Origin of the sequence: Sphingomonas aurantiaca, from assembly GCF_003050705.1 — a bacterium.
Classification (GTDB): domain Bacteria; phylum Pseudomonadota; class Alphaproteobacteria; order Sphingomonadales; family Sphingomonadaceae; genus Sphingomonas; species Sphingomonas aurantiaca.
Genome location: NZ_QAOG01000002.1, coordinates 616,638 through 642,734, shown reverse-complemented (window position 1 = coordinate 642,734; position 26,097 = coordinate 616,638). Strand labels below are relative to the sequence as shown.

The following is a 26,097-nucleotide window of genomic DNA, read 5'->3' as shown; positions in this document are numbered from 1 at the left end:
GTGAGAATCACTCGCAAGAGATGCGGACTCGTCGGCGGGCAACCTGCGTTAACGGGCGGACGCCGTAGATGCGCCTCGGTCTTCGGTTCGCCCCGCCTTACCCGATCCGGATCAGCCGCAAGACCCGTCACGCTGGTGTGACGGGTCTGGGACAGGGCCTGCAGTCAGATCTTAGCGAAGCGCGTTGGCAACCAGCTTATGCAGGCGCGAATGCAGCGCGTCGTTCGCGGCCAGGAACTCGTTGCGCTCCATCGCGCGCTCGCCGCCCCGGAAATCGGTGACGAACCCGCCGGCTTCCTTGACGAGCAGCATGCCGGCCGCAACGTCCCAAGGCTTCAGGTTCGATTCCCAGAAGCCGTCGAAACGGCCCGCCGCGAGCCACGCCAGATCGAGCGCGGCCGCACCGAGGCGGCGAATGCCGGCAACCTCCGGCGCGACCGCACCGAAGATGCGGCTCCACTGTGCGAAATCGCCGTGACCGAGGAACGGGATGCCCGTTGCGATCAGCGATTCGGACAGGTCGCGACGCGACGACACGCGAAGGCGCTGGTCGGTGAGCCACGCGCCCCGGCCCTTCTCGGCCCAGAAGCTCTCATCGGTCAGCGGCTGGTAGACGAGCGCGGTGGTAACCTCGCGCTTGCCGTTCGCCATCGGCTCCTCGACTGCGATCGAGATGCAGAAATGCGGGATGCCGTGGAGGAAGTTCGACGTGCCATCGAGCGGATCGACGATGAAGCGCGGCTTGTTGGGATCGCCGGCGACCTCGCCGCGCTCCTCCATCAACATGCCCCAGTCGGGACGGGCATGGCTCAGCTCTTCGAAGATCGTCTGCTCGGCGCGCTGGTCGGCCTGGCTGACGAAGTCGGCCGGTCCCTTGCGGCTGACCTGCAGCTGCTGGACCTCGTTGAAGTCGCGGCGCAGGCGCGGCGCGGCCTTGCGGGCAGCGCGCTCGATGACGGTCATGATGCCGGAATGGCTGGGCATATCTTTTACCTTAAGCCCTCTCCCCTCTGGGGAGAGGGTTGGGAGAGGGGCTGTTCCGGGCGGTGTCTTCTGGGGCCGCCCCTCACCCCGACCCTCTCCCCGGTGGGGAGAGGGAGATGACTTCAGTCCGCGCGACGGACGTAGGTCTGCTCGTACACATCGACAACGATCCGCGTACCCGCACCGATATGCGGCGGCACCATAACGCGTACGCCATTCTCAAGCACGGCGGGCTTGTAGCTCGACGACGCGGTCTGGCCCTTCACGACGGCATCCGCCTCGACGATCAGCGCCTCGATCGTGTCGGGCAGCTGGACCGAGATCGGCCGCTCTTCCCAGAGCTCCATCACCACGTCCATGCCGTCCTGCAGGAACGCCGCGGCATCGCCCAGGATATCGGCATCGAGCGTGATCTGCTCGTAATTGACCTTGTCCATAAACGTCAGCGCATCGCCGTCGCGGAACAGATACTGAAAGTCGACGGTGTCGAGCCGCACCTTCTCGACGCTCTCGGCTGAGCGGAAGCGGGTGTTGTTCTTGCGGCCGTCGATGAGGTTCTTCATCTCGACCTGCATATAGGCACCGCCCTTGCCGGGCTGGGTGTGCTGAATCTTGACGGCGCGCCAGATGCCGCCCTCATATTCAAGGATGTTGCCGGGACGAATCTCGACCGCGTTGATCTTCATGACCGATTCCTGCTGGAAAGAGCTAGGGGCCATCCGCGAAGCATGACCCAGAGGTCTGGCCTGCGGAAACCCGAAGCGGCGGGCTTTAGCGGGACGACCCGGTTCCGGCAAGCATCGGGTACGGGTTCACGTTCTCGCCCTGGTACCAGCGGTCACCCGGCTGCATCCGCGTGAGGCCGAAATGCAGGTGGTAATTGCCCGCCCCCGCATCACCGGTATCGCCGACATAGCCCAGCGTGTCGCCGGCCTTCACTGCCAGCCCCTCGCGGATACCCGCTGCATAGCCGGCCAGATGCGCATAATAATAGGTCCAGCGACGATCCGGCGAGCGGACGTAGAGCGTGACGCCGCCGAGACCGCTCTGGAACAGCTTCTCGATCCGGCCCGGTGCGGCGGCGACCACCGGTGTGCCGCCCGCCGCCATGATGTCGGTGCCGTGATGGCCGCGCGTGCCACCGCCACGCGAATCGTTCCAGCTGTCCGCGATCGCCTTGCGGGGAACGCCAGCCACCGGGACGGCGAGCTTGCCCGTCGTCACCGGGCCGGCTGCGACCTCGGCAGGCGGTGCAGGCTTGCGCCACGTTATCCGCCGCACGCTCCCTGCCCCGCCGTCACCGAACGACACCATCGATGCGAACCCGCCGACGACCACCACGATCAGCCCGAGAATGATCCAGAACGTCCGCGTCATCGTCTTATGCCTGGAAGATCGCCTTGGTGCCCGGCTTGATCATCATCGACAATCGCGCGGCATCCCAGTTCGTGAGGCGGATACAGCCATGGCTTTCCGCACGCCCGATGGTTTCGGGGTTGGGCGTGCCGTGGATCCCGTAATGATCCTTCGACAAGTCCATCCAGACGACACCGACCGGACCGTTCGGCCCTGGCGGCAGCATCTCCTTCTGCTGCCCCTTCTTCGCGTCCCAGAACAGCGCCGGGTTGAAGTGGAACTTCGGATTGTAATCGGACCCCTTGATCGTCCACGTGCCCAGCGGCAGCGGATCGTGGCTGGACCCCATCGTCGCGGAGAACTGTGCGATCAGCTTGTCGTTGGCGTCGAGCACGCGGAGCACGCCGTCCGACTTGTCGACGACGACATGATCCGCCTTGGGCTGCACCGCATCGACGTTGAGCATCGTGAGCGTGGCGATCCAGTCGGGCTTCAGCTTCGGATCATAGGCGCGCGACGAGGGCAGTGCGTTCGGGAACACCACCTTGGTGCCGGGCGACAATTTCGTCGTCGGCGCATTGAGCGCCATGATCACCGCGGGCGTGGTGTGGAACATCTCGCCCAGCTTCTCCATCACGGTCTTGTAGCCGAGCGAAGGAAGCTTCGCCTGCTTGGCTGGATCCTTGGGCAGCGGATTGACGAACGGCCCCGCCAGCATCTCGGGGGTCAGCGCGACGGCGACCGTCGGCCGTGCGGCACGGTAGGGATAGAGCGCCTGCAACGTCCGCGCATCGGCCTTGCCCGTGATCGGCAGCCCCTTCGCCTCCTGGAAACCCTTTAGCGCGGCAACGAGCGACTGCCCACCGCGACCATCGAGCACGCCAGGTCCGAAGCCGAGATGATCGAGGATCACCTGCACGTGCAGAATATTGCGATCGATCGGGACGGGCTTGGCGGGCGCGGTCTGCGCCAAAACGGGCGATGCCGCGCCGAACAGGCACATCGCAAGAACCGAAGTCTTCGTCACAAATGCTGTCATGCCCGTCATCCCAAACCGTTACGCTTCTGCATCAAACGGTCGGGACGACGGTTGTTTCCACCGGTTCAGCGCGATCGCGGCGCCGGGGCCAGAAGCTCGGCGAACGCCTTGATCGCCGCGACCTCGTCGCCGGCCCAGACCGCGCTCGACGCCGCGATGAAGTCGGCACCCGCCGCAACGAGCGGCGCGGCGTTCTCAGGCGTGATGCCGCCGATCGCGACGCAGGGCATTTCGAACAGAGTCGACCACCAGGACAGGATTACCGGCTCGGCGTGATGCTCGACCGTCTTGGTCGTGGTCGGATAGAATGCGCCGAACGCGACATAGTCGGCCCCCGCCTCGCCCGCTTCCATCGCGAGATGGCGGCTGCCGTGGCAGCTGACGCCGATCTGCGCATTGGGGCCGAGCTGCGCGCGCGCCTCACGCGGATCGCCGTCGGTCTGGCCGAGATGCACGCCGTCGGCATCGAGCCGCTTGGCGAGACCGATATCGTCGTTGACGATGAACGCGACGTCGCGCTCGGCACAGATCGCGCGCAACGGCTCGCCGAGCGCGGCAGCGGCATGCTGGTCGATGTCCTTCACGCGGAACTGGAAGGCGGCCACCGGCCCGGCATCGAGCGCACGCGCCAAACGCTCGGGAAAGTCGCCCCCGACATCGAGCGGCGATACTAGGTACAGCTGGCAAGCCGGCCGGCGCATGTCCCGGCGGAAGTTCTCGGCGAAATTGGGATCGAGCGGGCCCAGCGGATCTTCGAATTCGGTCATATCCGCCCCCTAGCCGCTCGCGCCTGCCACGTCACCCCGGCGCAGGGCCGGGATGACGTGGCACGCCGACCGCCGCTTATTCTTCGTTCTTGTAGATGCGGATGATGCGGTCGAGCATCGCCAGCGCCTCGTCACGCGGACGCTGGAAGGTGTTGCGGCCGATGATCGAGCCGTTGCCGCCGCCGTCGCGAATGTCGCGCGCGTCCTGGAACACCGCATCCTCGCCCTTCGACGCACCGCCCGAAAACACGTTGATGCGACGTCCGGCAAAGCTTGACTGGACGACATGCTTGACGCGATCCGCCTGCTTCGACCAGTCGGTCCCGGCGTAAAGCGACTTGCATTCCTTCTGCTCGATATGCGCGGTCGGCAGCTTGGTCTTGATGATGTGCGCGCCGAGCAACGCCGCCATGTGCGCGGCATAGGCGCCGACGTCGAGCGCGAGCTCACCGTCCTTGGTCAGCTCGCCGCCGCGTGGGTAGGACCAGATCACGGTCGCGATACCGACCGACTTGGCCTCCTCGCTCAGCTCGCGGATTTCCTCGACGAGGTCGAAGAACTGGTCCGCGCCCGGATAGATCGTGAAGCCGATCGCCGCCGAGCCGAGCCGGACCGCGTCGGCCACGGTCGCGGTGACCGCCTGGTCGATCGACGTCGCCCAGCTGTTCGAGCTGTTGCACTTGAGGATCGTCGGGATCTGCCCCGCGAACGTGTCCGCGCCCGCTTCGAGCATGCCGAGCGGCGCTGCATAGGCGCTGAGCCCGGCGTCGATCGCGAGCTGATAGTGGTAATGCGGGTCGTACGCGGCCGGGTTGACCGAGAAGCTGCGCGCCGGGCCATGCTCGAAGCCCTGGTCGACGGGCAGGATCACCAGCTTGCCGGTGCCGCCCAGCTTGCCCTGCATCAGGATGCGCGCGAGGTTCGCCTTCACCGCCGAGCTGGTGGCTTCGTACTTGTCGAGAATGGTCTTGATCTGCGGTGTAATCGTCGAGGTCATGCTGAGTCCTGTCTTAGAGTTCGAGCCAGCGGCGCAGCGCGTCGTCGACCCTGGTCATGGTGGTGATGGGTATCGTGCCAATGATCTGCGTGATATGTTCGCGGCCAAGCGTGTCGAGCTTGTCGACCTGGATCTCGCTATCGCGAACGAGGCCGGTCTCGGCAGATGCTTCGAGCGACACGCGAAACAGGTTCGTGCCGCTGATGACGCTCGTCAGCGGGCAAAGGGAGATCGTCGCGTGATCGGCGAACACGTCGGACTGGACAACGAGGAAGGGGCGCGGCTTGCCGGAGACATCCCCCTTCCCGACCCCGACGACGATCATCCCGCGCACGATCTTCATGCGATGGGCGACGCGAGCATCGCGGCCCAGTCCTCGTCTTTTGCGCGACTATCCTGCAGGGCGGCGGCGAGCGACTGCCGCTTTGCCTCGGCCAGGAATGCCTCGTCGTGGCGTTCGACGTAGCGACGCACGGCTTCACGTGCGATGTCGCTCTTGCTGCGCCCCTGCGTGCGCGCAACCGCCGCGAGTCGCTCTTCGAGGTCGCTATCGAGTCTGACGCCGAGCATCCGAGTCTCCGTTTAACATGTTAAACATAAGCGCGTAGCGCCCTCGGATCAACCCCGTCTGACTGCTCTCGAACGCGCCATGCTTTCGGATTGACGCACCACGCTTACGCGTCGAGGATGGCGTTGGGGAACGACGGGGGAGTGGGATGATGACGATGTCAGCATGGCGATCGATCGCCGGCGCGCTGGCCGTGGCGGTCGCGACGACGCCGTCCCCCGCGACTGCCGCAATCAAGGTCGGCGAACGTGCGCCCGATTTCGAGATGACGCTGATCGACGGCAGCAAAATCCGCAGTGCGGACCTCCACGGACAGGTCGTCATCCTCAATTTCTGGGCGACGTGGTGCGGGCCGTGCAAGACGGAACTGCCGCTGCTCGATACCTATTACCGGCTGCGCAAGGACAACGGCCTGCGCATCTTCGCGGTAGCAACCGAAGATTCGCTCCCCGTGTCCCGGCTGAAACCGCTCTTCGCTGCGATGGCGATACCGTCGGCGCGGCGGATCAAGGGCGCATTCAGCGTCATGGGCGCGCTGCCGACCAACTACATCATCGATCGCGCCGGGGTCGTTCGCTATGCGAAACCCGGCGCGTTCGACCTGGACGACCTCAACGGCCTGCTGGTCCCACTGCTGCGGGACCCCGCCCCCTAGCGCGTCAGCGCAGCCACCCCGGGAAGATCCTTGCCTTCCATCCATTCCAGGAACGCGCCACCCGCGGTCGACACGAAGGTGAACGCCGCCGCGACGCCCGCCTGGTTGAGCGCGGCGACCGTATCGCCGCCGCCTGCGACCGAGACGAGCGAACCGCCCTCGGTCAGCGCCGCCGCGGTGCGGGCGAGCGCTACGGTTGCAGTGTCGAACGGCGGCGTCTCGAACGCGCCGAGCGGACCGTTCCACACCAACGTCCGGCAGTTCTTGAGCACGTCGCCGAGCGACTCGACCGCTGCCGGTCCAAGGTCAAGGATCATCTCGTCGGCCGCGACCTCGTGCACGTTGACGGTACGCGTCGCGGGGTTCGGCTTGAACTGCTTGGCGACGACGACGTCGTACGGCAGGTGGACGGTGCAGTTCGCCTTGTCCGCGGCTTCCATGATCTGCTCGCATGTGCTGGCAAGCTCATGTTCGCACAGGCTCTTGCCGACATCGACACCGCGCGCGGCGAGGAAGGTGTTGGCCATCCCGCCGCCGATGATCAGGTGATCGACGCGCGTGACGAGATGCCGCAGCACGTCGAGCTTCGAGGATACCTTGGCACCGCCGACGACGGCCGCGACCGGATGCTCGGGCGCCCCCAGTGCCTTCTGCAGCGCGTCAAGTTCAGCCTCCATCGCCCGACCGGCAAAGGCGGGGAGGACATGCGCCAGCCCCTCGGTCGACGCATGCGCACGGTGCGCGGCGGAGAAGGCGTCGTTGACGTACAGATCGCCCAGGCTGGCAAAGCGCGCGACGACGGCCGCGTCATTGGTCTCTTCCCCACCGAAGAAGCGCGTGTTCTCGAGCACCGCGATATCGCCGGGCTCAAGCGTCGCGACCGTGTCCTCGGCGCCTTCCCAATCGATGTACCACACTTCGCGGCCCAGGACTTTACTATACGGCTTCACGACCTGCGACAGCGAGAAGTCGGGGCTCGGCTTGCCCTTGGGACGGCCGAAATGCGCGAGGACGAGGACGATTGCGCCCTTGTCCGCGAGTTCGCCGACCGTCGCGACGGTCGCGCGCAGGCGGGTGTCGTCGGTGACGCGGCCCTCGGCCATCGGCACGTTGAGGTCTTCGCGGACGAGCACGCGCTTGCCCTGGATTTCGCCCATATCGTCGAGCGTCTTGAATGGCTTGCTCATGGTTCTTCGATCCTGATCTCATCACCGACGGCGATCCTGCCGCCCATCAAAACACGGGTACAGGCCCCGCCCCGCCAATCCGGCGTAAGCGCGGCGAACAATCCTGGCGCCAGGGCTTCCATCCGCTCGCACGGATCGGTGTGGCGCGTCACCTCCAGCACGACGTCCGCGCCGAGGCGGAGTCGCGTGCCGGGTATCTGGGGTATGTCGAAGCCGTCGACGAGCAGGTTCGCGCGGCGTTCGTACCAAGGGATATCCTGGCCGACCTCGGCCATCGCGGCGTCCCAGTCGGCGCGTTCGAGCAGCGTGACCTGACGCCGGCCCTTGCCGCCGGGCCTTACATAGCCGCGAAAGTCACCGTGAAGGCCGGCCTCGATGGTGATCTCGACCGTGTCAATGACCTCCATCTGGGCTTTGGCGCGGGCGTGACGCGCGATGCCGGCGATCCTGCCCGTCACTGCTTCAACCATGATCCGCCGCCCAATGGACACGCATACCCGACCCCAATGCCGTCACCCCAGCGAAAGCTGGGGTATCCCTGTTGGCGGGCGCCTCGGCCCGAACGGGGAGATCCCAGCTTTCGCTGGGATGACAGACTAAGGGAATAGAGCGCAGCGTCCGTACGCCTTAGATGAACTTGGCCATCGCGGTGGCGGTGTCGACCATGCGGTTCGAGAAGCCCCATTCGTTATCGTACCAGCTGACGACGCGGACGAGCTTGCCGTCGATCACCGCGGTCTCCAGGCTGTCGATCGTCGACGACGCCGGGGTATGCTGGAGATCGATCGAGACGAGCGGCTCGTCCGACCAGTCGAGCACGCCGACCAGCGGGCCGCTCTCGGATGCCGCCTTGAGCACCGCATTCACCTCTTCGCGCGTCGTGTCGCGCGACGGGGTGAAGGTCAGGTCGATCAGCGAGACGTCGGGCACGGGGACGCGGATCGCCGAGCCATCGAGCTTGCCCTTCAATTCAGGCAGCACTTCGGCGACGGCGCGCGCAGCACCGGTGGTGGTCGGGATCATCGACATCGCCGCTGCGCGCGCGCGACGCAGATCCGGATGGATCTGGTCGAGGATCTTCTGGTCGTTGGTATAGGCGTGGACGGTCGTCATCAGGCCGCGCTCAATGCCGATCGCATCGTTCAGCACCTTGGCGACGGGCGCCAGGCAGTTGGTGGTGCACGACGCGTTCGAGACGATCGTGTGCTCGGCGGTCAGCTTGTCGTGGTTGACGCCGTACACGACGGTCAGGTCGACATTCTTGCCCGGTGCCGAGATCAGCACCTTCTTCGCGCCCGCATCGAGATGCTTCTGGCAGCTCGCCTTGTCGGTGAAGAAACCGGTGCATTCGAGGACGATGTCGACGCCCAGTTCTGCGTGCGGCAGGTTGGCGGGATCGCGCTCGGCGGTGACGCGGATGCGCTTGCCGTCGACGACCAGCTCGTTGCCCTCGGCCGAGACCTCGCCCGGATATTTGCCGTGGACGCTGTCGCGCTTGAACAGCCAGGCGTTCGACTCCGCATCGCCGAGATCGTTGATCGCGACGAGTTCGAGTGCGCCGTTCGACTGTTCGAGTACCGCGCGGGCGACGAGACGGCCGATGCGCCCGAAACCGTTGATCGCAACCTTGACCGTCATTGCTGTATCTCCGCTAGCGCCCGTGAGTCCGTTCCGGGCGCGCTGCCTTTGCGGGGCGGTGGGGCGCCCTGTCAACACCGTGGATCGCGGATCGGCGCCGCGAAAGCGGCTTGTCGCACACCCCGGCCATGCTATCTCGACTGCATGCCAGATACTCCAGACACACCATCGGATCGGGCGTCCGCCCCGACGCCGGAAACGACTCAAGAGACTATAGCGGATACGGCGGCGGTCGACCGGATCGACGCCGCGATCATCCGGATCGAAGCCGCGATCAACGCCCGCACGCGCAGCGGCGACGCACTCGCCAAGCGCCATGCGGCGCTCAAGGCGCGGATGGCCGAAGCGGTCGCGGCGCTCGACGACGTCATCACGCGCGGGAGCCCGAACTAATGGCACAGGTCATGCTCGATATCGGCGGCCGCCCGCATGCCGTCGCCTGCCGCGATGGCGAGGAATCGCGCGTCCGGTTGCTCGGCGCGATGCTCGCCGAACGCTGGCCGATCGCGGACCGTGCCGCGGGCGGCCTGAGCGCCGAACGCGCGATGCTGTTCGTCGCACTGATGCTCGCCGACGACCTCGACGAAGCCGCGCATCGCCCGCCCGAAGGCTCGGCGGTCAGCGAGATCGCACTGACGCGGATCGCCGATCGTCTCGAAGACCTTGCCGAGGCCCTTGAGCTAAGCCCGCCGAGCGCCTAGATTGGCCTTGGCGGGTTCTGCCCGGTACGAGCCTTTATTATCCCTGAGGCTATTCATCATCCATAGGGGGCTGTCCCTGTTAGGATCCTGGTCCGAAGCACATGGTCCCCACCTGACGTACCGTGCGTCAGTGGATAACCCGGCACACGGCCATGGTGGGCCCGCCACACCACCCTGTTTCATTGGCTCGCGCGCATGACCGACAAAAGCGTGCTCAGAGCCTCGCTGCGCGCCGCGCGAGACGCGTGCGCCCCAGTCGCTATCCCCGTGCCCTCGGCGTTCCTGGCGCGACTGAAGCCGGGCATGACCGTCGCTTCCTATGTCCCCTTCGGCGGTGAGGCCGATCCGTCGCCGTTCGCGCGCGCCGCGGTCGACGGGGGCTGCGTCATCGCGCTGCCGCATGTGGTGCGTCGATCGCTGCCGATGCGGTTTCTGTCGTGGGAGACCGAGGCTGCGCTGATCGCGGGTCCGTTCGGCCTCCACCAGCCTGCCGAGGATGCGGCCGAGCTCGCGCCCGACATCATCCTGACCCCGCTCGTCGGCTTCGATCGTAGCGGCAACCGAATCGGCCAGGGTGCCGGCTATTACGACCGCGCTTTCCTCGCCCACCCCGATGCGTGGCGCGTCGGCATTGCGCTGTCGGTCCAGCAGGTCGATAGCCTGACCCCAGACCCGTGGGACGTGCCCCTCCACGCCATCGCCACCGAACTCGAATGGATCACGCTATGACGCCCACCTGGCGCAAACCCGTCGGGATGCTCGGCATCCTGCTTCTGATCCTGGTGTGGTGCGTGGCGATCGTGAGCCTGTCGACCATCGTCGGCAGCTGGCACTGGCTGGCGCAGCTCGTCTTCTACGTCTTCACCGGGCTGATCTGGATCACGCCGTTGAAGCCTGTGCTGCGGTGGATGGAGATCGGGCGGTAGCCACGCACCCCGCCCACCCCACTCCCGTTCGTCCTGAGTAGCCATCGAGTAGCCGCCGCAGGCGGCGTATCGAGAGGGCGTATCGAAGGACGGGTTGGCGCGCGATGACCATGCTTCGATACGAGCCCTCGATACGCTCCTAACGGAGCTACCCGGTCTCTACTCAGCACGAACGGTATGTGGGAGGAATGCTCGCAGCATCCGAAATCTGGAAGGGTCTCGGCCACCCATCAAGGGTGGCGCGAGTGACGGGACTCGAACCCGCGACCTCCGGCGTGACAGGCCGGCGCTCTAACCAACTGAGCTACACCCGCATTCCCAATGACGAACCTCGGCATCCCAAGGGACCCTGCGGCAGGCTCGTCAAAACCTCAACACTTTCTCGAACCATCGAAACGATGGCGCGAGTGACGGGACTCGAACCCGCGACCTCCGGCGTGACAGGCCGGCGCTCTAACCAACTGAGCTACACCCGCTGAAACAGCGTGGAGGCGGCAACTAGGCGAGGGTTCGGATACCGTCAACCCCCATTTCAACCACCTGTTTCACGTTGTGCCTCGGGCGGGTCGCCGCGACGACGATTTCGCCCGGCCTTGGGCTGCACGAGCGTCCCGTGCTCGAACAGGAAGCCGGCGATATCGGGCTTGCCCGCCGCCTTGATGACCGTCTGGAGGATGATGAGCAGCGGGACCGCCAGCAGCGCGCCCGACGTGCCCCACACCCATCCCCAGAAGCTCAGCGAGATCAGGATCAGCAGCGGGCTGATCGTCAGCCGGTGACCGACGACGAACGGCGTGATCGCGTTCGCCTCGACCAGATGCAGCCCGTACATCAGCGCGGGCGGCAGCAACGCCATCCAGATGTCCGAAAACGTCATCAACCCGCCGAGCGCGAGCAGGAACGCGCCGATCACCGGCCCGAAATATGGGATGTAGTTGAGCAACGCGACGATCCCGCCCCACATCGCGGGATAGGGCATGCCGATGAACCACAGCGCGGTGCCGGTGACGATCCCGAGCAGGATGTTGATGACGGTGATCGTGCCGAGATAGGCGGACACGTCGTCGACGATGTCCTGGATCACGCGCGCGGTCGCCATCGCGCCGTCGAAGCTGGTCCGCCCGGTAATCGTCTGGCGCCGCATCCGCGTCCAACCGGACAGGAAGAAGAACACGATCAGGACGCCGAACAGGAACTGCACGATGACCGCAGGCGCTGACGTCGCGGCGAGTTCGAGGATCGAGCCCGGCGCGGCCACCCCGGCGGTCGCCGGCTGCTTGATCGGCGTCGACGCGACCTGGCGCAGCGTCTTGTTCACATATTTCTCGAGGCTCGAATACAGATCGAGCAGCGGCGCGAGGTTGCTCTGGATCCGGTCGAGCCGGGTCGGCAGCAGCCGGAAGAAATCGGTCGCGGGCACGAGAATCGCCGCGATCGCGATGTTCGCGGCGATCAGGAAGACGAGGATGCACAGGATCGCGGCCAGCGGCGACGGCACGTGACGCCGCTCGAGCCATTCGAGCACTGGCACGAGCGCGACCGAGATCACGAGCGCGATCGTGAGCGGCAGGAAGAATTCCGCCCCTGCCTTCAACGCGAACGGCATGGCGAGGATGAGGCCGACACCGGCGGTCAGCGTCAGCGCCGCGAGCAGGCGATCGCGCCGCTGCGCGATTCGCATCGCATCCTCGACGCCGACCGCGATCGGTAGTCCGAACGCACTTTCGGCCGGCGGACCTTCCGCAACGGCGCCGCCCCCGCCCAGCGGCTGGCTTGGTTCCTGGCGAAGTCCCTCGTCCGTCATGGCAATTCCTTTGCCACCCCATCCCGTAATCGCGGTCGGCATACAAGCCGGACGAGAGCCGCACGCATAATCTATTTCGCTCCCGTCATCCTGACGAAAGTCAGGATCCAGAGCTGCAAAGCGTGCCCTACGGTACCCTGGATCCTGACTTTCGTCAGGATGACGCGGAAGTCGTGATCGCCGAGGTCTACGCCGTCACGCCACCCGATCCGCGAACAGCCCCTGCAGGTCCTTCTTGAGGATCTTGCCGTTCGCGTTCCTCGGCAGCGTCTCGTGCACGAACCGCACCGCGACCGGCGTCTTGAACGCCGCCAGATGCTGCCGCACCCAGCCCTGCAATTCGGCCTCGGTCGTCACCGCGCCGGGCGCGAGGTGCACCACCGCCGCGGGCTCCTCGCCCAGGATCCGGTGCGGGATGCCGATCAGCGCCGCATCGGTCACCGCCGGATGCGCGTACAGGACGTTCTCGACCTCGCTCGAATAGATATTCTCGCCGCCGCGGATGATCATGTCCTTGGCGCGGTCGACGATGTAGCAGAACCCCTCCTCGTCGAGCCGCGCGAGATCGCCGGTGCGCACCCAGCCGTCGACGAACGTCGCCGCGGTGGCCTCGGGCTTGTTCCAATAGCCCTTCACGATCATCGGCCCGCGCGCCCAGAGCTCGCCGATCTCGCCCACCGGCAGCTCGGTCATGCCGTCGTCCGCGACGATCTTGAGGTCGGCGACCGCGACCGGTGGCCCCGCGCTGGTCGGGCGGTTGAGATATTCCTCGGCGCCGTGATGCGTGACGGTCGCCATCGTCTCGGTCATGCCCCAGCCGTTGCCGGGCATCGCGCCGAACTCGGCATGGATCCGCTTCACCAGCTCAGGCGCCGCGGGCGCACCGCCATAGGCGATCGATTCGAGCGACGAGAGGTCGTATTTGTCGCGATCGGGATGTTCGAGCAGCTGCCACGCGATCGTCGGTACGCCGCCAGTGATGTTGACCTTTTCGCGCTCGATGATCTCCATCGCGCGGATCGTGTCCCATTTGCGCATGAAGATCATCGTGCTGCCCGTCGCGATCACCCCCATCATCCCCGCCGAGCACGCGGTGACGTGGAACAGCGGGATCACCGTCAGCGTCACGCGCGGCGTCGGCTCCGCGGGCGCCTCGCCACGCCGCAGGAACGACCGCGCCGACGAATAACCACCCGACAAAATGTTCGACATCATGTTGCGGTGCGTCCCCAGCGCGCCCTTGGGCGCGCCGGTGGTGCCACTGGTGTAGAAGATCGTCGCATCGTCGTCGGGCGCGATCGTCGCCTCGGGCAGGCCAATATCGGGCAACGCCGCCCAGTCGTGCGGCGTCCCGATCACGTCCTCGAGCCGCGTCACGATCCCCGTCAGCGGTTCCGCCGCCCGCGCGACGAACACATGCTCCAGCGCGGGCAGCGTCGCGTATGCCGCCTCCAGCCGATGATGCCGCTCGTCGTCAGTGATCAGCACGCGCGCGCCCGAATCGGCCAGGCCATATTCCATCTCCGCGCCGGTCCACCACGCATTGAGCGGCACCATGATCGCACCGATGCTCGCGCCGGCGAAGAACGCCACCGGCCATTCGGGCAGATTGCGCATCGCCAGCGCCACGCGGTCGCCAGCGCCGATCCCCATGTCGCGCAATCGGTGCGCCAGCACCGCGATCGCGCGAAAATTCGCCTCGTACGTGACGCGCTCGTCCTCATACGCCGTGAACACGCGCTCGCCATGCGCACGCGCCGCCTCGGCGAGCCAGCGCAGAGACGGCGGCGCGTTCTTCCAGATCCGCGTCTCGACGCCGTCGATCGCCAGTGTCGCCATCTCGAACTTCGCGCCGGGTGCGGTCAGCAGTCGCTCGGCATCGGCGAGCGACATCGCCGGCCAGGAGGGATCGGATGCGATGATCGGTTCGCTTGCCAAGACCGGTTGACTCCAGAGTTGAATTTCGGGTTTGGCTTATCGCCTGTTCGAAGACAGGTTATAGTTGATTCCTGCTCCGCTCAAGGCAATAGAGGCATTAAGTTCGAACTAGGGGTATGGAGCGGGCCGTGACGGGGACGATCGAATCATGAAAATCGCCAAGCCCTCGGCACATGGCTTCGACGCAAGCCGTCTGGCCGCGATCGATGCGCTGCTCCAGACCCGTTATCTCGACTCGGGCAAACTCCCCAATGCGCAGTTGCTGATCGCGCGCGACGGCGAGGTGGTGCACTTCTCGCATGCCGGCGCCGCCCGCGAAGGCGGCAAGACCGTCGACGAGGGATCGCTGTTCCGGATCGCGTCGATGACCAAGCCGATCACCTCGGTCGCGTTCATGATGCTGGTCGAGCAGGGTCTCGTCGCGGTCGACACGCCGGTCCATCACGTCCTGCCCGAATTCAAGGATATCGGCGTCTATAACGGCGGTGGCGGCGGCGTGCCGTTCGTGACCAAGCCGCCCGCCGAGCCGATGCGGATGATCGACCTTCTCCGCCACACCGCGGGGCTCACCTACAGCTTTCAGAATCGCTCGAACATCGACGCCGCTTACCGCGAGGGCAAGATCGAGAATTGGCACGGCGGCCATGATCTCGACGGCTTCGTCGCCGCGCTGGCGCAGATCCCGCTCGAATTCTCGCCGGGTACCGCGTGGAATTATTCGGTCGCGACCGACGTGCTCGGCGCGGTCGTACAGCGCGTGTCGGGGCTGCCGCTCGACCAGTTCTTCAAGACGCGCATCTTCGCGCCGCTCAAGATGAAGGACACGTTCTTCCAGGTCCCCAAGGGCAAGATCGACCGCCTCACCGATTGCTACACGCTTATCCCCGGCAAGGGCCGCGTGATGTACGATCGCGGCGCGGACAGCGCATGGAGCCGGATGCCGAAGCTCGTCTCGGGCGGCGGCGGACTCGTCTCGACCGCGCTCGATTACCACCGGTTCAACACGATGCTGCTGAACGGCGGCGAACTCGACGGCGCGCGCATCCTCGGGCGCAAGACGCTCGCTCTGATGACGCAGAACCATTTGCCCGGGAAGTCCGATCTCGCGACGATGTCGAAATCGCTGTTCAGCGAGGCATCGAACGCGGGCACCGGGTTCGGCCTCGGCTTCGCTATCACCGACGACGTCGCCAGGACGATGGTGCCGGGCTCGCAGGGCGAATATTACTGGGGCGGGATGTTCTCGACCGCGTTCTTCGTCGATCCGGTCGAGCGCGTCTCGATGGTGTTCATGACGCAGCTGTCGCCCAGCAGCCTCTATCCGATCCGCCGCGAGCTGAAGACGATGATCTACGCCGCGATGACCTGATCCACCGACGTCGACATATCTCGTCACCCCAGCGAACGCTGGGGTCTCCCCATTACGAGGAGATACCAGCTTTCGCTGGCATGACGTTCAAACCGCAGGAGATTATATGACCAGCCCGATCCGCACCGAACGCCATGACGACGTCCTCGTGATCATCTCGAACAACCCGCCGGTCAACGCGCTCGGCGCCGCGGTCCGCCAGGGCCTCGAAGCCGCGGTCAAGGACGGAATCGCCGACGACAGCGTCACCGCGATGGTCATCCGCTGCGACGGCCGCACCTTCTTCGCCGGCGCCGACATCACCGAGTTCGGCAAGGAAATGGTCGAGCCCGGCCTGCCGACCGTCGTCGACATGATCGAGGCCTCGTCGAAGCCGGTCGTCGCCGCGATCCACGGCACCGCGCTCGGCGGCGGGTGCGAGGTCACGCTCGGCTGCCATTACCGCGTCGCCGTCCCCTCGGCCAAGATCGGCACGCCCGAGGTGAAGCTCGGCCTGCTCCCCGGCGCGGGCGGCACGCAGCGTATCCCGCGCATCGCCGGCGTGAGGCTCGCGCTCGAGATGACCGCGAAGGGCGATCCGATCTCGGCGAAGAAGGCGCTCGACGCCGGCCTGATCGACAAGATCGTCGGCGAGGACAGCCTCGAGGCCGACGCCATCGCCTTCGCGCGAGAAATCGCGACCAAGCGCCCCCTACCCCGCGCGTCCGAAAAGACCGCGCAGGCCGATCCCGACGCGGTCGCCGCGTTCAAGACGGAAAACGCGCGCCGCTTCCGCAACTTCGACGCGCCCGCCGCCAACATCGCCTGCGTCGAGAAGGCCGCCGACGGCTCCAGCTTCGCCGACGGTATCGCGTTCGAACGCGAACAGTTCATGGCGCTGATGATGGGCGTCCAGTCCGCCGCGCAACGCCACATCTTCTTCGCCGAGCGCCAGGCCGCCAAGATCGACGACGTCCCCGCCGACACCAAGCTGCGCGAGATCAAGCGCGTCGGCGTGATCGGCGCGGGCACGATGGGCGGCGGCATCTCGATGAACTTCCTGTCGGCCGGCATCCCGGTCACGATCGTCGAGATGCAGCAGGACGCGCTCGACCGCGGCACCGGCGTCGTCCGCAAGAATTACGAGGCGACCGCCGCCAAGGGCCGGATGAAGCCCGAGCAGGTCGAGCAGGCGATGGGCGCGCTGAAGCCGACGCTCGACTTCGCCGATCTCGCCGAATGCGACCTGATCATCGAGGCGGTCTACGAGACGATGGAGGTGAAGAAGGATATCTTCACGCGTCTCGACGCGATCGCGAAGCCCGGCGCGATCCTCGCCTCGAACACCTCCTATCTCAACATCGACGAGATCGCGGCCTGCACGAAGCGTCCTGAGGACGTCGTGGGCATGCACTTCTTCTCGCCCGCCAACGTGATGAAGCTGCTCGAGGTGGTCCGCGGCGACAAGACCGCGGACGACGTGCTCGCGACCGTCATGGCGCTCGCCAAGAAGATCAAGAAGGTCGCGGTCGTCGCGGGCGTCACCTACGGCTTCATCGGCAACCGCATGCTGATGCCGCGCCAGGTCGAGGCGACCAAGCTGTTGCTCGAGGGCGCGAGCCCGGAGCAGATCGACAAGGTCCACGTCGCGTTCGGCATGCCGATGGGCCCGTTCCAGATGAGCGATCTCGCGGGCGTCGATATCGGCTGGCACCGCGACCCGAGCCGGATCGAGAACATCCGCGACGCGCTCGCCGCCGAAAACCGCTGGGGCCAGAAGACCAAGGCCGGCTTCTACGATTATGACGAGAAGCGCACCCCCTCGAACTCCCCCCGCGTGACGGAAATCATCGACGATTTCCGCGCCAAGTCGGGCGTCACCCCGCGCGCGATCAGCGACGAGGAGATCGTCGTCCGCACGCTCTACACGATGGTCAACGAAGGCGCGCTGATCCTCGAAGAGGGCAAGGCGCAGCGCGCGTCCGACGTCGATGTGGTCTGGATCTACGGCTATGGCTGGCCCGTCTATCGCGGCGGCCCGATGTTCTGGGCGCAGTCCGAGGGCCTGGCGAAGGTCGTCGCGGGGCTGGAGAAATACGACTTCCCGGTGGCGAAGTCGCTGAAGGATGCTGCGGAATCGGGCGGTCGCCTGAAGTGATCGCGCACGACCGCCTCGTCCGGGCGAACGCATTCTGATGGAGAGGTCTGCGCTCCAGACCGCGGCGGCGATCCGTGCGGGTGAGACGACCGCGCTCGCCGAGTGCGAGGCGGCGATCGCGCGGATCGAGGCACGCGACGGTGCGATCAACGCCGTCGTCGTCCGCGATTTCGCACGCGCGCGCGCCGCTGCCAGCGCGCTCGACGCGCAGGGGCCGGACGAACGTCCGCTGTTCGGTGTGCCGATGACGGTGAAGGAATCGTTCGACGTCGCCGGTCTGCCGACCAGCTGGGGCGTCGGGATCCACCGCGACAATATCGTCGACCGGGATGCGGAGGCGGTCACGCGGCTGAAAACGGCGGGCGCGGTGATCCTGGGCAAGACCAACGTGCCAGTGCGGTTGAGCGACTGGCAAGCCGACAATCCGATCTATGGCCGCACCAACCATCCGCTCGACACCACCCTCACCCCCGGCGGATCGTCGGGCGGCGGCGCGGCTGCGCTCGCCTCGGGCATGGTGCCGCTCGAGCTTGGCTCCGACATCGGCGGCTCGATCCGCGTGCCGGCGGCTTTCTGCGGCGTCTGGGGGCACAAGCCGACCTATGGCGTGCTGTCCGACATCGGCCACCGCGTTCCCGGCACCGACGGGGCGAGCGCCGTCCTGGGCGTGATCGGCCCGCTCGCGCGCGATCCCGAGGATCTGGCCGTCGCACTCGACATCCTTGCCGACCTCCCGCTGCCCCGCCCGAGCATCGACCTCGCCCGGCCGCGGATCCTGCTGCTGACCGCACATCCCGCGGCGCGCGTGGACGCGTCGATCGTGTCCGCGATCGAGCAGGTCGGCGAGACGCTGGGCCGCGCAGGTGCCATCGTGTCGCACGCCGCGCCACCGATCGACCTGGCGGCGCAACATGCGGATTACATGCGGATGCTCGGCATCGCGATGACGCGCGGCGGCCCGGCGCGCGACGGCAAGGTCGCGACGCTGTCGCACTGGTTCGACCTGCTGGATTCGCAGGCGCGGCTGCAACGCGCCTGGAGCGCGCTGTTCGAGCAGGTCGACGCGGTGATCGCGCCCGCCAGCGGCGTGAACGCCTTCGCGCACATCGCCGAGCGCAACGTCGCGCGCCGCACGCTGTCGATCGACGGCGAGGACACTCCGTTCGGCGTCCAGTTCGCCTGGGCGGGTCTCGCCACCTTCCCCAATCTGCCCGCGACCAGCGTGCCCGTCGGGACCGACCCGCGCGGCCTGCCGATCGGCGTGCAGGTCATCACCAACCGTTACCGCGACCACGACGCGATCGCCGTCGCCGCGCTCGCCCACCGATCAAGCAGGAGCTGATCCGATGTCCGACCTCGACACTTTCCGGTCCGAAACCCGCGCCTGGCTCGCGGAAAACTGCCCGCCCGAGATGCGCAAGCCCGTGCGCTCTGAGGACGATGTCTGCTGGGGCGGCCGCCAGTTCAAGCCGTCGTCGCCTGCGCAAAAGGACTGGCTCGACAAGATGGCCGCCAAGGGCTGGACCGTGCCAGACTGGCCCAAGGCCTATGGCGGCGGCGGGCTGTCGCCGGCCGAAACCAAGATTTTGCGCGAGGAGATGGCGGCGATAAAGGCGCGCAACCCGCTCAACTCGTTCGGTATCTCGATGCTCGGACCGGCGCTGCTGAAATATGGCACCGAGGAGCAGAAGCTCGATCACCTGACCAAGATCGCGCGCGGCGAGATCCGCTGGTGCCAGGGCTATTCCGAACCGAATGCGGGCTCCGACCTTGCAGGACTCGCCACCTCGGCAGAGGACAAGGGCGACCATTATCTCGTTAACGGGCAGAAGGTGTGGACCTCCTACGCCGACAAGGCCGACTGGATCTTCTGCCTCGTCCGCACCGACAAGACGAGCAAGCAAGGCGGGATCAGCTTCGTGCTGTTCGACATGGCCTCGCCCGGCGTGTCGACCAAGCCGATCCTGCTGATCAGCGGCAATTCGCCGTTCTGCGAGACGTTCTTCGACAATGTCGAGGTGCCCAAGGTCAACCGCGTGTACGACGAGAACAAGGGCTGGGACGTCGCGAAATATCTGCTCGGGCATGAGCGCGAGATGATCTCCGGCATGGGGCTCGCGTCGAGCGGCGGCAATCCGCTGATCGACGGTGCGATCGCCACCGTCGGTCTCGGGCATGACGGCCGGCTCGCCGATCCGTTGCTGCGCGCGTCGATCGCGCTGTTCGAGGTGCGCGCCAAGGCGTTCGGGGCGATGTCCGAGCGGTTCATCGACGAACTCAAGGCAGGCAAGGCGCACCCCGCGCAGCCGAGCATGATGAAATATTACGGCACCGAGCTGAACAAGTCGCGGTACGAGCTGATGATGGCGGCGGGCGGTTCGGATGCGCTCGAATGGGACAGCGACCGGTCGCGCGGCGGGGCTATTCCCCGGTCGTGGCTGCGGACCAAGGCGAACTCGATCGAGGGCGGAACGAGCGAAATCCAGCTCAACATCATCGCCAAGCGGATCCTGGAACTGCCGGCATAACAGACCGATCACCTGACCAAAGCACGTCACCCCAGCGGAAGCTGGGGTCTCCCCGTAACGAACCGCCCCCCCTGCCGCACGATACCCCAGCTTCCGCTGGGGTGACGGAGGTTTCCCGGGCGTCGGAGCACCAAAATGCCACTCTACCTAGATGACGACCAGACCGCCCTGCAGGACACCATTCGCGATTTCGTCGCGGAGCATGCGCCGGTCAGCCATATGCGGGCTTTGCGCGACGCCGACGACACGACCGGCTTCTCGCGCGATCTGTGGAAGCAGTTCGCGGAGATGGGCTTTACCGGCATCCTGATCGGCGAGGATCAGGGTGGCTTGGGCCTTGGCCATGTCGAGGCGGGCGTGGTGCTGGAGGAGATCGGGCGCAACCTGTCCCCCTCCCCGTTCCTGTCCACCGCAGTCGCGGCGGTCGAGGCGCTCAAGGGCACGGGCCAGGCCGAACGCTGGTTCCCCGGGATCATCGCCGGCGAGACCGTCGCCGCGCTCGCGATCGACGAGCGCGCCAAGCACCGCGATACCGTCGCGATGAAGGCCGAACGGTCGGGCAACGGGTTCCGGCTGACCGGCGAGAAAAGGTTCGTCACGCACGGCCATACTGCCGACCTGATCATCGTCGCGGCCCGCACCGGGGGATCGGACGACGACGCGGACGGCATCACCTTGTTCGCGGTGCCGAAGGACGCCGCCGGGCTTTCCGCACATGCCGAGCGCCTCGCCGACGCCAGCCTTGCCGCGCGCCTCGAGTTCGATGGCGTCGAGGTCGACGCGGATGCGGTAATCGGTGAAGTCGATGCCGGCCGCACGCCGCTCGATCGCCTGCTCCGCGCAGGACGTACCGGCGCGTCGGCCGAACTGCTCGGCGTCGGCGGCGGCGCGATGGACATGACGGTCGGCTACATGAAACAGCGCAAGCAGTTCGGGACGCTGATCGGCAGCTTCCAGGCGCTCCAGCACCGCGCCGCGCATCTCTATTCGGAGATGGAGGTCGCGCGCGCCGCCGTCCTCAAGGCGCAGCAACTGCTCGACCAGGGCAGCGACCGCGCGGACGAGGCGGTGTCGGTGGCCAAGGCGATGACCGCACTGGCGACCACGCTCAGCGTCCAGGAAGGCGTGCAGATGCACGGCGGGATCGGCATGACGGACGAATATGATATCGGCTTCTACATGAAGCGCGCGCGGGTGCTCGCCGAGATGTTCGGGGATGCGAACTTCCATGCCGACAGGCTGGCTCTCGCAGCTGGGTATTGACCCCAACGTGTACCCCCGCGAAGGCGGGGGCCCAGACTGGGCACCCGCCTTCGCGGGTGAACAAGGAGGTCAGATGCCTGCCGAAACTGCCGAAGTAACACCCGAAGCGCTCGCCCAGGGTCTCGTCGACCTGCTCGAGATCGAGGAGGTCGACACCGATCTCTATGTCGGCAAGCGCCAGCCCGGCGGCGTCGGCCGCGTGTTCGGCGGGCAGGTCATCGCGCAGGCGCTCCAAGCCGCGCAACGCTCGACCGAAGGCCCCAAGGCCGCCCACTCGCTGCACGCCTATTTCATGCGGCCGGGCAATGAGGACTATCCGATCGTCTTCCGCGTCGTCCGCGATTTCGAGGGCCGCAGCTTCGCGACCCGCCGCGTGATCGCGATGCAGAAGGGGCAGCCGATCCTCAACATGGCGGCGTCGTTCCAGATGCCGGAAGAGGGCCTGCACCACCAGCACGCAATGCCCGACGTGCCCGCGCCCGAAACCTTGCGCTCCGACCGCGACCTGCGGCTCGAGACTATCGACGGCATCCCCGAGAAGTTTCGCGCGCACATGCTGCGGTGGCGGCCGATCGAGGTCCGTCCGGTCAACCCGCGGAGCTGGATCGATCCGGCGCCGCAGGAGCCGCACTATGCCAACTGGTTCCGGCTCTGCGCGCCGATCGGCGATGATCCGGCGATCCACCGCGCGATCCTGGCATACGCCTCCGACATGGCGCTGCTCGGCACCGCGCTGCTCCCGCACGGCAAGAACTGGATCACGCCCGGGCTGCAGACCGCCAGCCTCGATCATTCGCTGTGGCTGCACGAGGATTTTCGCGCCGACGACTGGCTGCTCTACGCCTGCGACAGCCCATGGTCGGGCCATGCGCGCGGCTTCAACCGCGGCAAGATCTACGCGAGAGACGGCCGCCTCGTCGCCAGCGTCGCGCAGGAGGGCCTGATCCGGATGCGCCAGTAACCCCCCCGCGGGATCGCGGTTACTTGCGCACCCACACCTTCTCGCCGCCGATCCACGTTTCCTGCACCACGGTTGCGCGCAGGTCGGTCGGCGAGGCCGTCGTCGGATCGCGGTCGACGATGATGAAATCCGCGCGCTGGCCGGGGGCAAGCGCACCGAACTGCTTCTCGGCAAACCCGGCATAGGCCGCAGCCCCCGTCATCGCCCACCACGCCTGTTCGCGCGTGACGATTTCCTGCGGCTGCCACCCGCCCTGTGGCTGGCCATCGGCATCGGTACGCGTGAACGCCGCGGCCCAGGTCGCGAACGGATCGGGCTTCTCGACCGGGAAGTCGGTGCCGAAGGCGAGCTTGGCGCCATTGGTCAGCATCGATTTCCAGGCATAGGCGCCCGCCAGCCGGGTCGGTCCGAGCCTGGCCTCCGCCATCGTCCGGTCGCTGGTCGCGTGAGTCGGCTGCATCGATGCGATCGTGCCGAATTTGCCGAATCGCGGCAGGTCGCTCGGATCGACCACCTGCGCATGCTCGATCCGCCAGCGTCGATCGCCCGTATAGGTTTCGCTCTCCACCTGGATCGCGTCGAGCACCATCTGGTTGGCCTTGTCGCCGATCGCGTGGACCGCGACCTGATAGCCGTCCATCGCCGCCCGGCTCATCTGGTTCTGGAGCTGGTCGTCGGTGAGGAAGCCGAGGCCGGACTGCCCGGGCGCGTCGGCATAGGGCTTGAGCAACCACGCGCCACGCGACCCCAGCGCACCGTCGGCATAGAGCTTCACGCCCCCCATTCGCAGGCGATCGTTATACAGCCAAGGCGTCGGCCCCTTGCCGCCGATCCGGCTCGCGGTCTCGACGCCCATCGCATAGCTCATGATGCGGACGCGAAGCCCGCCGATATCCGCCATCCGCCGATAGGTGAGCCAGTCGTCGAGCGTCGTGCCCATGTCCGCCACCGCGGTGACGCCGTAGCGGAGCAGGATGCTCTGCGCGGTCAGGAACGCGGCATCGCGCTCCTTGGGCAGCGGCTGCGGCACGACCTTCTCGATCAACGCCTGCGCGCCATCGACGAACACGCCCGCGGGCGCGCCGCCGGTCTTCTCGATGCGTCCGCCCGCGGGCGAGACGGTCGACGCGGTGACCCCGGCCTCGCGCATCGCCTCGCGGTTCGCCCAGCCGGCATGCCCATCGGCGCGCGACAGCCAGATCGGGTGCCCGCCCGAGACCGAATCGAGATCCGCCGCGGTCGGGAAGCGACCCAGCCCCCACGCCTCCTGGTTCCAGCCGCGCCCGATCACCCACTTGCGATCGGGATTGCCGGCGATGTACGCGGCGATGCGCGACTTGGCCTCGTCGAGCGACTTGGTCATCGACAGGTCGAGCGACAGCGCGCCGAAGCCCATCTCGATCACATGCCCGTGCGCATCGACGAAGCCGGGCAGCACGGTCTTCCCGCCCATGTCGATCCGCCAGTCATAGAGCGGCTTGCCCGCGTTCTTCTTCAATTCCTTGCGGCTCAGCTTCGGCGCCTCCTCGCCCGGGGGAACGAGTCGCGTGACCCGGCCGTCCTTGTCGATCAGGATCGCCTTGAAATGGATCACCCGGCCACCGTCCGCGACCGTGATACCGTTGACGTTATCGACGATACCGTCGGCCATGGCCGGGGACGTGGCGAGCGCGACGACCGCCGCAGACACAAGAAAACGCATCACTTCGCCACTCTCCACGCATGATCACTCGTCGGCCGGCAATATTCCCGGGACTTTCGCCCCGATACCAAAGCCTTGGCATTCGTGCCCCACGATACGCGCGCGGAACGCGCGGAACGCGCCGACGACGTCGCCCGCAAGGTATGCTGTACGCGCGCTGTGTCGAAAACCGATTTTGCCATTGGTCCCGCGCATAAGCGGTGTTCCCCCCTTGCGCCAGATGGTCTAGCGGGTCGGACATGGCTACCCACGCTGCCGTAGCGGCACCCACCCTCCCCGTCTCGATCGACGACGTCCGTGTCGCGCACGACCGGATCCGCGCCTCGATCGTCCGCACGCCGACGCTGATCAGCAAGACGCTGAGCCAGATGACCGGCGCGACGGTGTATCTGAAGTTCGAGAATCTTCAGTTCACCGCGGCGTACAAGGAGCGCGGCGCGCTCAACACACTGTTGCAGCTGTCGCCCGAGGCTTGCGCGAAGGGCGTGATCGCGGCGTCCGCGGGCAATCACGCGCAGGGCCTCGCCTATCACGCCAACCGTCTCGGCATCCCGGCGACGATCGTGATGCCGGTCAACACGCCGACCGTGAAGGTGATGCAGACCGAGGGCCACGGCGCCAACGTCGTGCTCCACGGCGAGACGTTCGACGCGGCCTATGCGCATGCCCGCATCCTCGAGGGCGAGTGCGGCTTTACCTTCGTCCATCCGTTCGACGATCCGCGCGTCATCGCCGGCCAGGGCACCGTGGCGGTCGAGATGCTCGAGGACGTGCCGGAGATCGACACGCTCGTCATCCCGATCGGCGGCGGCGGGCTGATCTCGGGCATGTCGACGGTCGCGCACGCCGCCAGCCGCGAGCCCGGTGGCCACCCGATCGAGATCGTCGGCGTGCAGGCCGAACTGTTCCCGTCGATGTTCAACCGCATCAACGGCACCGACATGCCGTGCGCGGGCGACACGCTGGCGGAGGGCATCGCGGTCAAGGAACCTGGCGCGATCACCTCGAAGATGGTCGCCGAACTGGTCGACGAAATCGTGCTGGTGAGCGAGCGGAGCCTGGAGGAATCGGTCAGCCTGCTGCTCCAGATCGAGAAGACCGTGGTCGAGGGCGCCGGCGCCGCCGGGCTTGCCGCGCTGCTGTCGCATCCCGGACGGTTTGCGGGCCGGACCGTCGGCATCGTGCTGTGCGGCGGCAATATCGACACGCGCCTGCTCGCCAACGTGCTGCTGCGCGACCTCGCGCGGTCGGGGCGGCTTGCACGGCTACGCATCCGGTTGCAGGACAAGCCCGGCGCGCTGTTCCACGTCGCGCGGATCTTCGATCAGGAACGCGTCAACATCATCGAGATCTACCACCAGCGCGTCTTCACGACGCTGCCGGCAAAGGGCCTCATCACCGACATCGAATGCGAGACCCGCGACCGCGCGCATCTCGATCGGCTGGTGGGTGCGTTGCGCGCCAGCGGCTATGAGACCTCGACCGTCGAACTGGCGTAATTGCGACGCCGTTAAAGCGGCTTACCCCGTTAACTCATAATCGTGGTAAACCCGCTTTTCAGCTTTGCCGGACGCGCG

General features: G+C 66.6%; 26 protein-coding genes and 2 tRNA genes. 12 read left to right on the top strand and 16 right to left on the bottom strand.

Annotated elements, in window-relative coordinates:
• Positions 1-171: 171 nt before the first annotated feature.
• The 8 genes from C8J26_RS08460 to relB all read right to left on the bottom strand — a co-directional run bounded on the left by C8J26_RS08460 (position 172) and on the right by relB (position 5,713).
• On the bottom strand, positions 172-984 hold the full coding sequence (locus C8J26_RS08460) for an inositol monophosphatase family protein (RefSeq protein WP_055877919.1): 813 nt from the start codon (positions 982-984) through the stop codon (positions 172-174).
• Positions 985-1,106: 122 nt separating this feature from the next.
• Positions 1,107-1,670, bottom strand: a complete 564-nt coding sequence (gene efp, locus C8J26_RS08455) for an elongation factor P (RefSeq protein ID WP_056021388.1) — start codon at positions 1,668-1,670, stop codon at positions 1,107-1,109.
• An 85-nt stretch (positions 1,671-1,755) separates the two neighbouring features.
• Positions 1,756-2,361 (bottom strand): M23 family metallopeptidase, encoded by a 606-nt coding sequence (locus tag C8J26_RS08450; protein ID WP_107957488.1) that lies wholly within the window; start codon positions 2,359-2,361, stop codon positions 1,756-1,758.
• 4 nt (positions 2,362-2,365) lie between these two features.
• Positions 2,366-3,379 (bottom strand): L,D-transpeptidase family protein, encoded by a 1,014-nt coding sequence (locus tag C8J26_RS08445; RefSeq protein WP_107957628.1) that lies wholly within the window; start codon positions 3,377-3,379, stop codon positions 2,366-2,368.
• 65 nt (positions 3,380-3,444) lie between these two features.
• Entirely contained in the window at positions 3,445-4,146 is a 702-nt protein-coding gene (thiE, locus tag C8J26_RS08440) for a thiamine phosphate synthase (RefSeq protein ID WP_107957487.1), read from the bottom strand.
• A gap of 76 nt (positions 4,147-4,222) precedes the next feature.
• Positions 4,223-5,143, bottom strand: a complete 921-nt coding sequence (locus C8J26_RS08435) for a class I fructose-bisphosphate aldolase (RefSeq protein ID WP_107957486.1) — start codon at positions 5,141-5,143, stop codon at positions 4,223-4,225.
• 13 nt (positions 5,144-5,156) lie between these two features.
• Complete coding sequence (locus C8J26_RS08430) at positions 5,157-5,486, bottom strand: type II toxin-antitoxin system PemK/MazF family toxin (RefSeq protein ID WP_056418053.1); 330 nt, start codon at positions 5,484-5,486, stop codon at positions 5,157-5,159.
• Complete coding sequence (relB, locus tag C8J26_RS08425; protein WP_056418050.1) at positions 5,483-5,713, bottom strand: type II toxin-antitoxin system RelB family antitoxin; 231 nt, start codon at positions 5,711-5,713, stop codon at positions 5,483-5,485. The genes C8J26_RS08430 and relB overlap by 4 nt, the downstream gene beginning before the upstream one ends.
• 155 nt (positions 5,714-5,868) lie before the next feature.
• Here relB and C8J26_RS08420 point away from each other — a divergent pair, with 155 nt between their 5' ends.
• Positions 5,869-6,366: a TlpA family protein disulfide reductase gene (locus C8J26_RS08420; RefSeq protein WP_244185217.1), complete on the top strand. Its 498-nt coding sequence runs from the start codon at positions 5,869-5,871 to the stop codon at positions 6,364-6,366.
• Here the strand turns inward: C8J26_RS08420 and C8J26_RS08415 are convergent.
• The 3 genes from C8J26_RS08415 to gap form a co-directional block, all read right to left on the bottom strand.
• Entirely contained in the window at positions 6,363-7,553 is a 1,191-nt protein-coding gene (locus C8J26_RS08415; RefSeq protein WP_107957485.1) for a phosphoglycerate kinase, read from the bottom strand. The genes C8J26_RS08420 and C8J26_RS08415 overlap by 4 nt on opposite strands.
• Positions 7,550-8,023, bottom strand: coding sequence for an MOSC domain-containing protein (locus tag C8J26_RS08410; RefSeq protein WP_107957484.1), 474 nt, complete (start codon positions 8,021-8,023; stop codon positions 7,550-7,552). The genes C8J26_RS08415 and C8J26_RS08410 overlap by 4 nt, the downstream gene beginning before the upstream one ends.
• Before the next feature lie 157 nt (positions 8,024-8,180).
• Positions 8,181-9,191 (bottom strand): type I glyceraldehyde-3-phosphate dehydrogenase, encoded by a 1,011-nt coding sequence (gene gap, locus C8J26_RS08405; protein ID WP_107957483.1) that lies wholly within the window; start codon positions 9,189-9,191, stop codon positions 8,181-8,183.
• Between the two features lie 144 nt (positions 9,192-9,335).
• Between gap and C8J26_RS08400 the strand changes: the two genes are divergently transcribed.
• From C8J26_RS08400 to C8J26_RS08385, 4 genes are all read left to right on the top strand, one after another.
• Positions 9,336-9,584: a hypothetical protein gene (locus tag C8J26_RS08400; protein ID WP_056418037.1), complete on the top strand. Its 249-nt coding sequence runs from the start codon at positions 9,336-9,338 to the stop codon at positions 9,582-9,584.
• A complete protein-coding gene (locus C8J26_RS08395; RefSeq protein WP_055877962.1) occupies positions 9,584-9,892 on the top strand; it encodes a cell division protein ZapA in 309 nt (102 codons plus the stop codon). The genes C8J26_RS08400 and C8J26_RS08395 overlap by 1 nt, the downstream gene beginning before the upstream one ends.
• A 195-nt stretch (positions 9,893-10,087) precedes the next feature.
• Complete coding sequence (locus tag C8J26_RS08390) at positions 10,088-10,621, top strand: 5-formyltetrahydrofolate cyclo-ligase (RefSeq protein WP_107957482.1); 534 nt, start codon at positions 10,088-10,090, stop codon at positions 10,619-10,621.
• Positions 10,618-10,818 carry a DUF2842 domain-containing protein gene (locus C8J26_RS08385; protein ID WP_107957481.1) on the top strand — a complete coding sequence of 67 codons (201 nt, stop codon included), beginning with the start codon at positions 10,618-10,620 and terminating at the stop codon, positions 10,816-10,818. The genes C8J26_RS08390 and C8J26_RS08385 overlap by 4 nt, the downstream gene beginning before the upstream one ends.
• A 237-nt stretch (positions 10,819-11,055) precedes the next feature.
• On the opposite strand, the gene C8J26_RS08380 is transcribed toward C8J26_RS08385, so the two are convergent.
• The 4 genes from C8J26_RS08380 to C8J26_RS08365 form a co-directional block, all read right to left on the bottom strand.
• Positions 11,056-11,132, bottom strand: a tRNA-Asp gene (locus C8J26_RS08380).
• 85 nt (positions 11,133-11,217) lie between these two features.
• Positions 11,218-11,294 (bottom strand) — tRNA-Asp (locus C8J26_RS08375).
• 56 nt (positions 11,295-11,350) lie between these two features.
• Positions 11,351-12,499 carry an AI-2E family transporter gene (locus C8J26_RS08370; RefSeq protein WP_107957625.1) on the bottom strand — a complete coding sequence of 383 codons (1,149 nt, stop codon included), beginning with the start codon at positions 12,497-12,499 and terminating at the stop codon, positions 11,351-11,353.
• A gap of 318 nt (positions 12,500-12,817) precedes the next feature.
• Positions 12,818-14,515, bottom strand: coding sequence for a class I adenylate-forming enzyme family protein (locus tag C8J26_RS08365; protein ID WP_107957624.1), 1,698 nt, complete (start codon positions 14,513-14,515; stop codon positions 12,818-12,820).
• A gap of 193 nt (positions 14,516-14,708) precedes the next feature.
• Between C8J26_RS08365 and C8J26_RS08360 the strand changes: the two genes are divergently transcribed.
• The 6 genes from C8J26_RS08360 (at position 14,709) to C8J26_RS08335 (ending at position 22,818) form a co-directional block, all read left to right on the top strand.
• The gene (locus tag C8J26_RS08360; protein WP_107957480.1) at positions 14,709-15,929 is read left to right on the top strand and encodes a serine hydrolase domain-containing protein; all 1,221 of its coding nucleotides are present in this window, start codon (positions 14,709-14,711) and stop codon (positions 15,927-15,929) included.
• A 106-nt stretch (positions 15,930-16,035) separates the two neighbouring features.
• Positions 16,036-18,066 (top strand): 3-hydroxyacyl-CoA dehydrogenase NAD-binding domain-containing protein, encoded by a 2,031-nt coding sequence (locus C8J26_RS08355; RefSeq protein ID WP_107957479.1) that lies wholly within the window; start codon positions 16,036-16,038, stop codon positions 18,064-18,066.
• Positions 18,067-18,103: 37 nt separating this feature from the next.
• Positions 18,104-19,408: an amidase family protein gene (locus C8J26_RS08350; RefSeq protein ID WP_107957478.1), complete on the top strand. Its 1,305-nt coding sequence runs from the start codon at positions 18,104-18,106 to the stop codon at positions 19,406-19,408.
• Between the two features lie 4 nt (positions 19,409-19,412).
• A complete protein-coding gene (locus tag C8J26_RS08345; protein ID WP_107957477.1) occupies positions 19,413-20,594 on the top strand; it encodes an acyl-CoA dehydrogenase family protein in 1,182 nt (393 codons plus the stop codon).
• 135 nt (positions 20,595-20,729) lie between these two features.
• Positions 20,730-21,857 carry an acyl-CoA dehydrogenase family protein gene (locus C8J26_RS08340; protein WP_107957476.1) on the top strand — a complete coding sequence of 376 codons (1,128 nt, stop codon included), beginning with the start codon at positions 20,730-20,732 and terminating at the stop codon, positions 21,855-21,857.
• A gap of 73 nt (positions 21,858-21,930) precedes the next feature.
• Positions 21,931-22,818: an acyl-CoA thioesterase gene (locus C8J26_RS08335; RefSeq protein WP_107957475.1), complete on the top strand. Its 888-nt coding sequence runs from the start codon at positions 21,931-21,933 to the stop codon at positions 22,816-22,818.
• A gap of 19 nt (positions 22,819-22,837) precedes the next feature.
• Here C8J26_RS08335 and C8J26_RS08330 read toward each other — a convergent pair whose 3' ends face one another.
• A complete protein-coding gene (locus tag C8J26_RS08330; protein ID WP_107957474.1) occupies positions 22,838-24,520 on the bottom strand; it encodes an amidohydrolase in 1,683 nt (560 codons plus the stop codon).
• 239 nt (positions 24,521-24,759) lie between these two features.
• Between C8J26_RS08330 and C8J26_RS08325 the strand changes: the two genes are divergently transcribed.
• On the top strand, positions 24,760-26,019 hold the full coding sequence (locus C8J26_RS08325) for a threonine ammonia-lyase (protein ID WP_056418011.1): 1,260 nt from the start codon (positions 24,760-24,762) through the stop codon (positions 26,017-26,019).
• Positions 26,020-26,097: the final 78 nt, after the last annotated feature.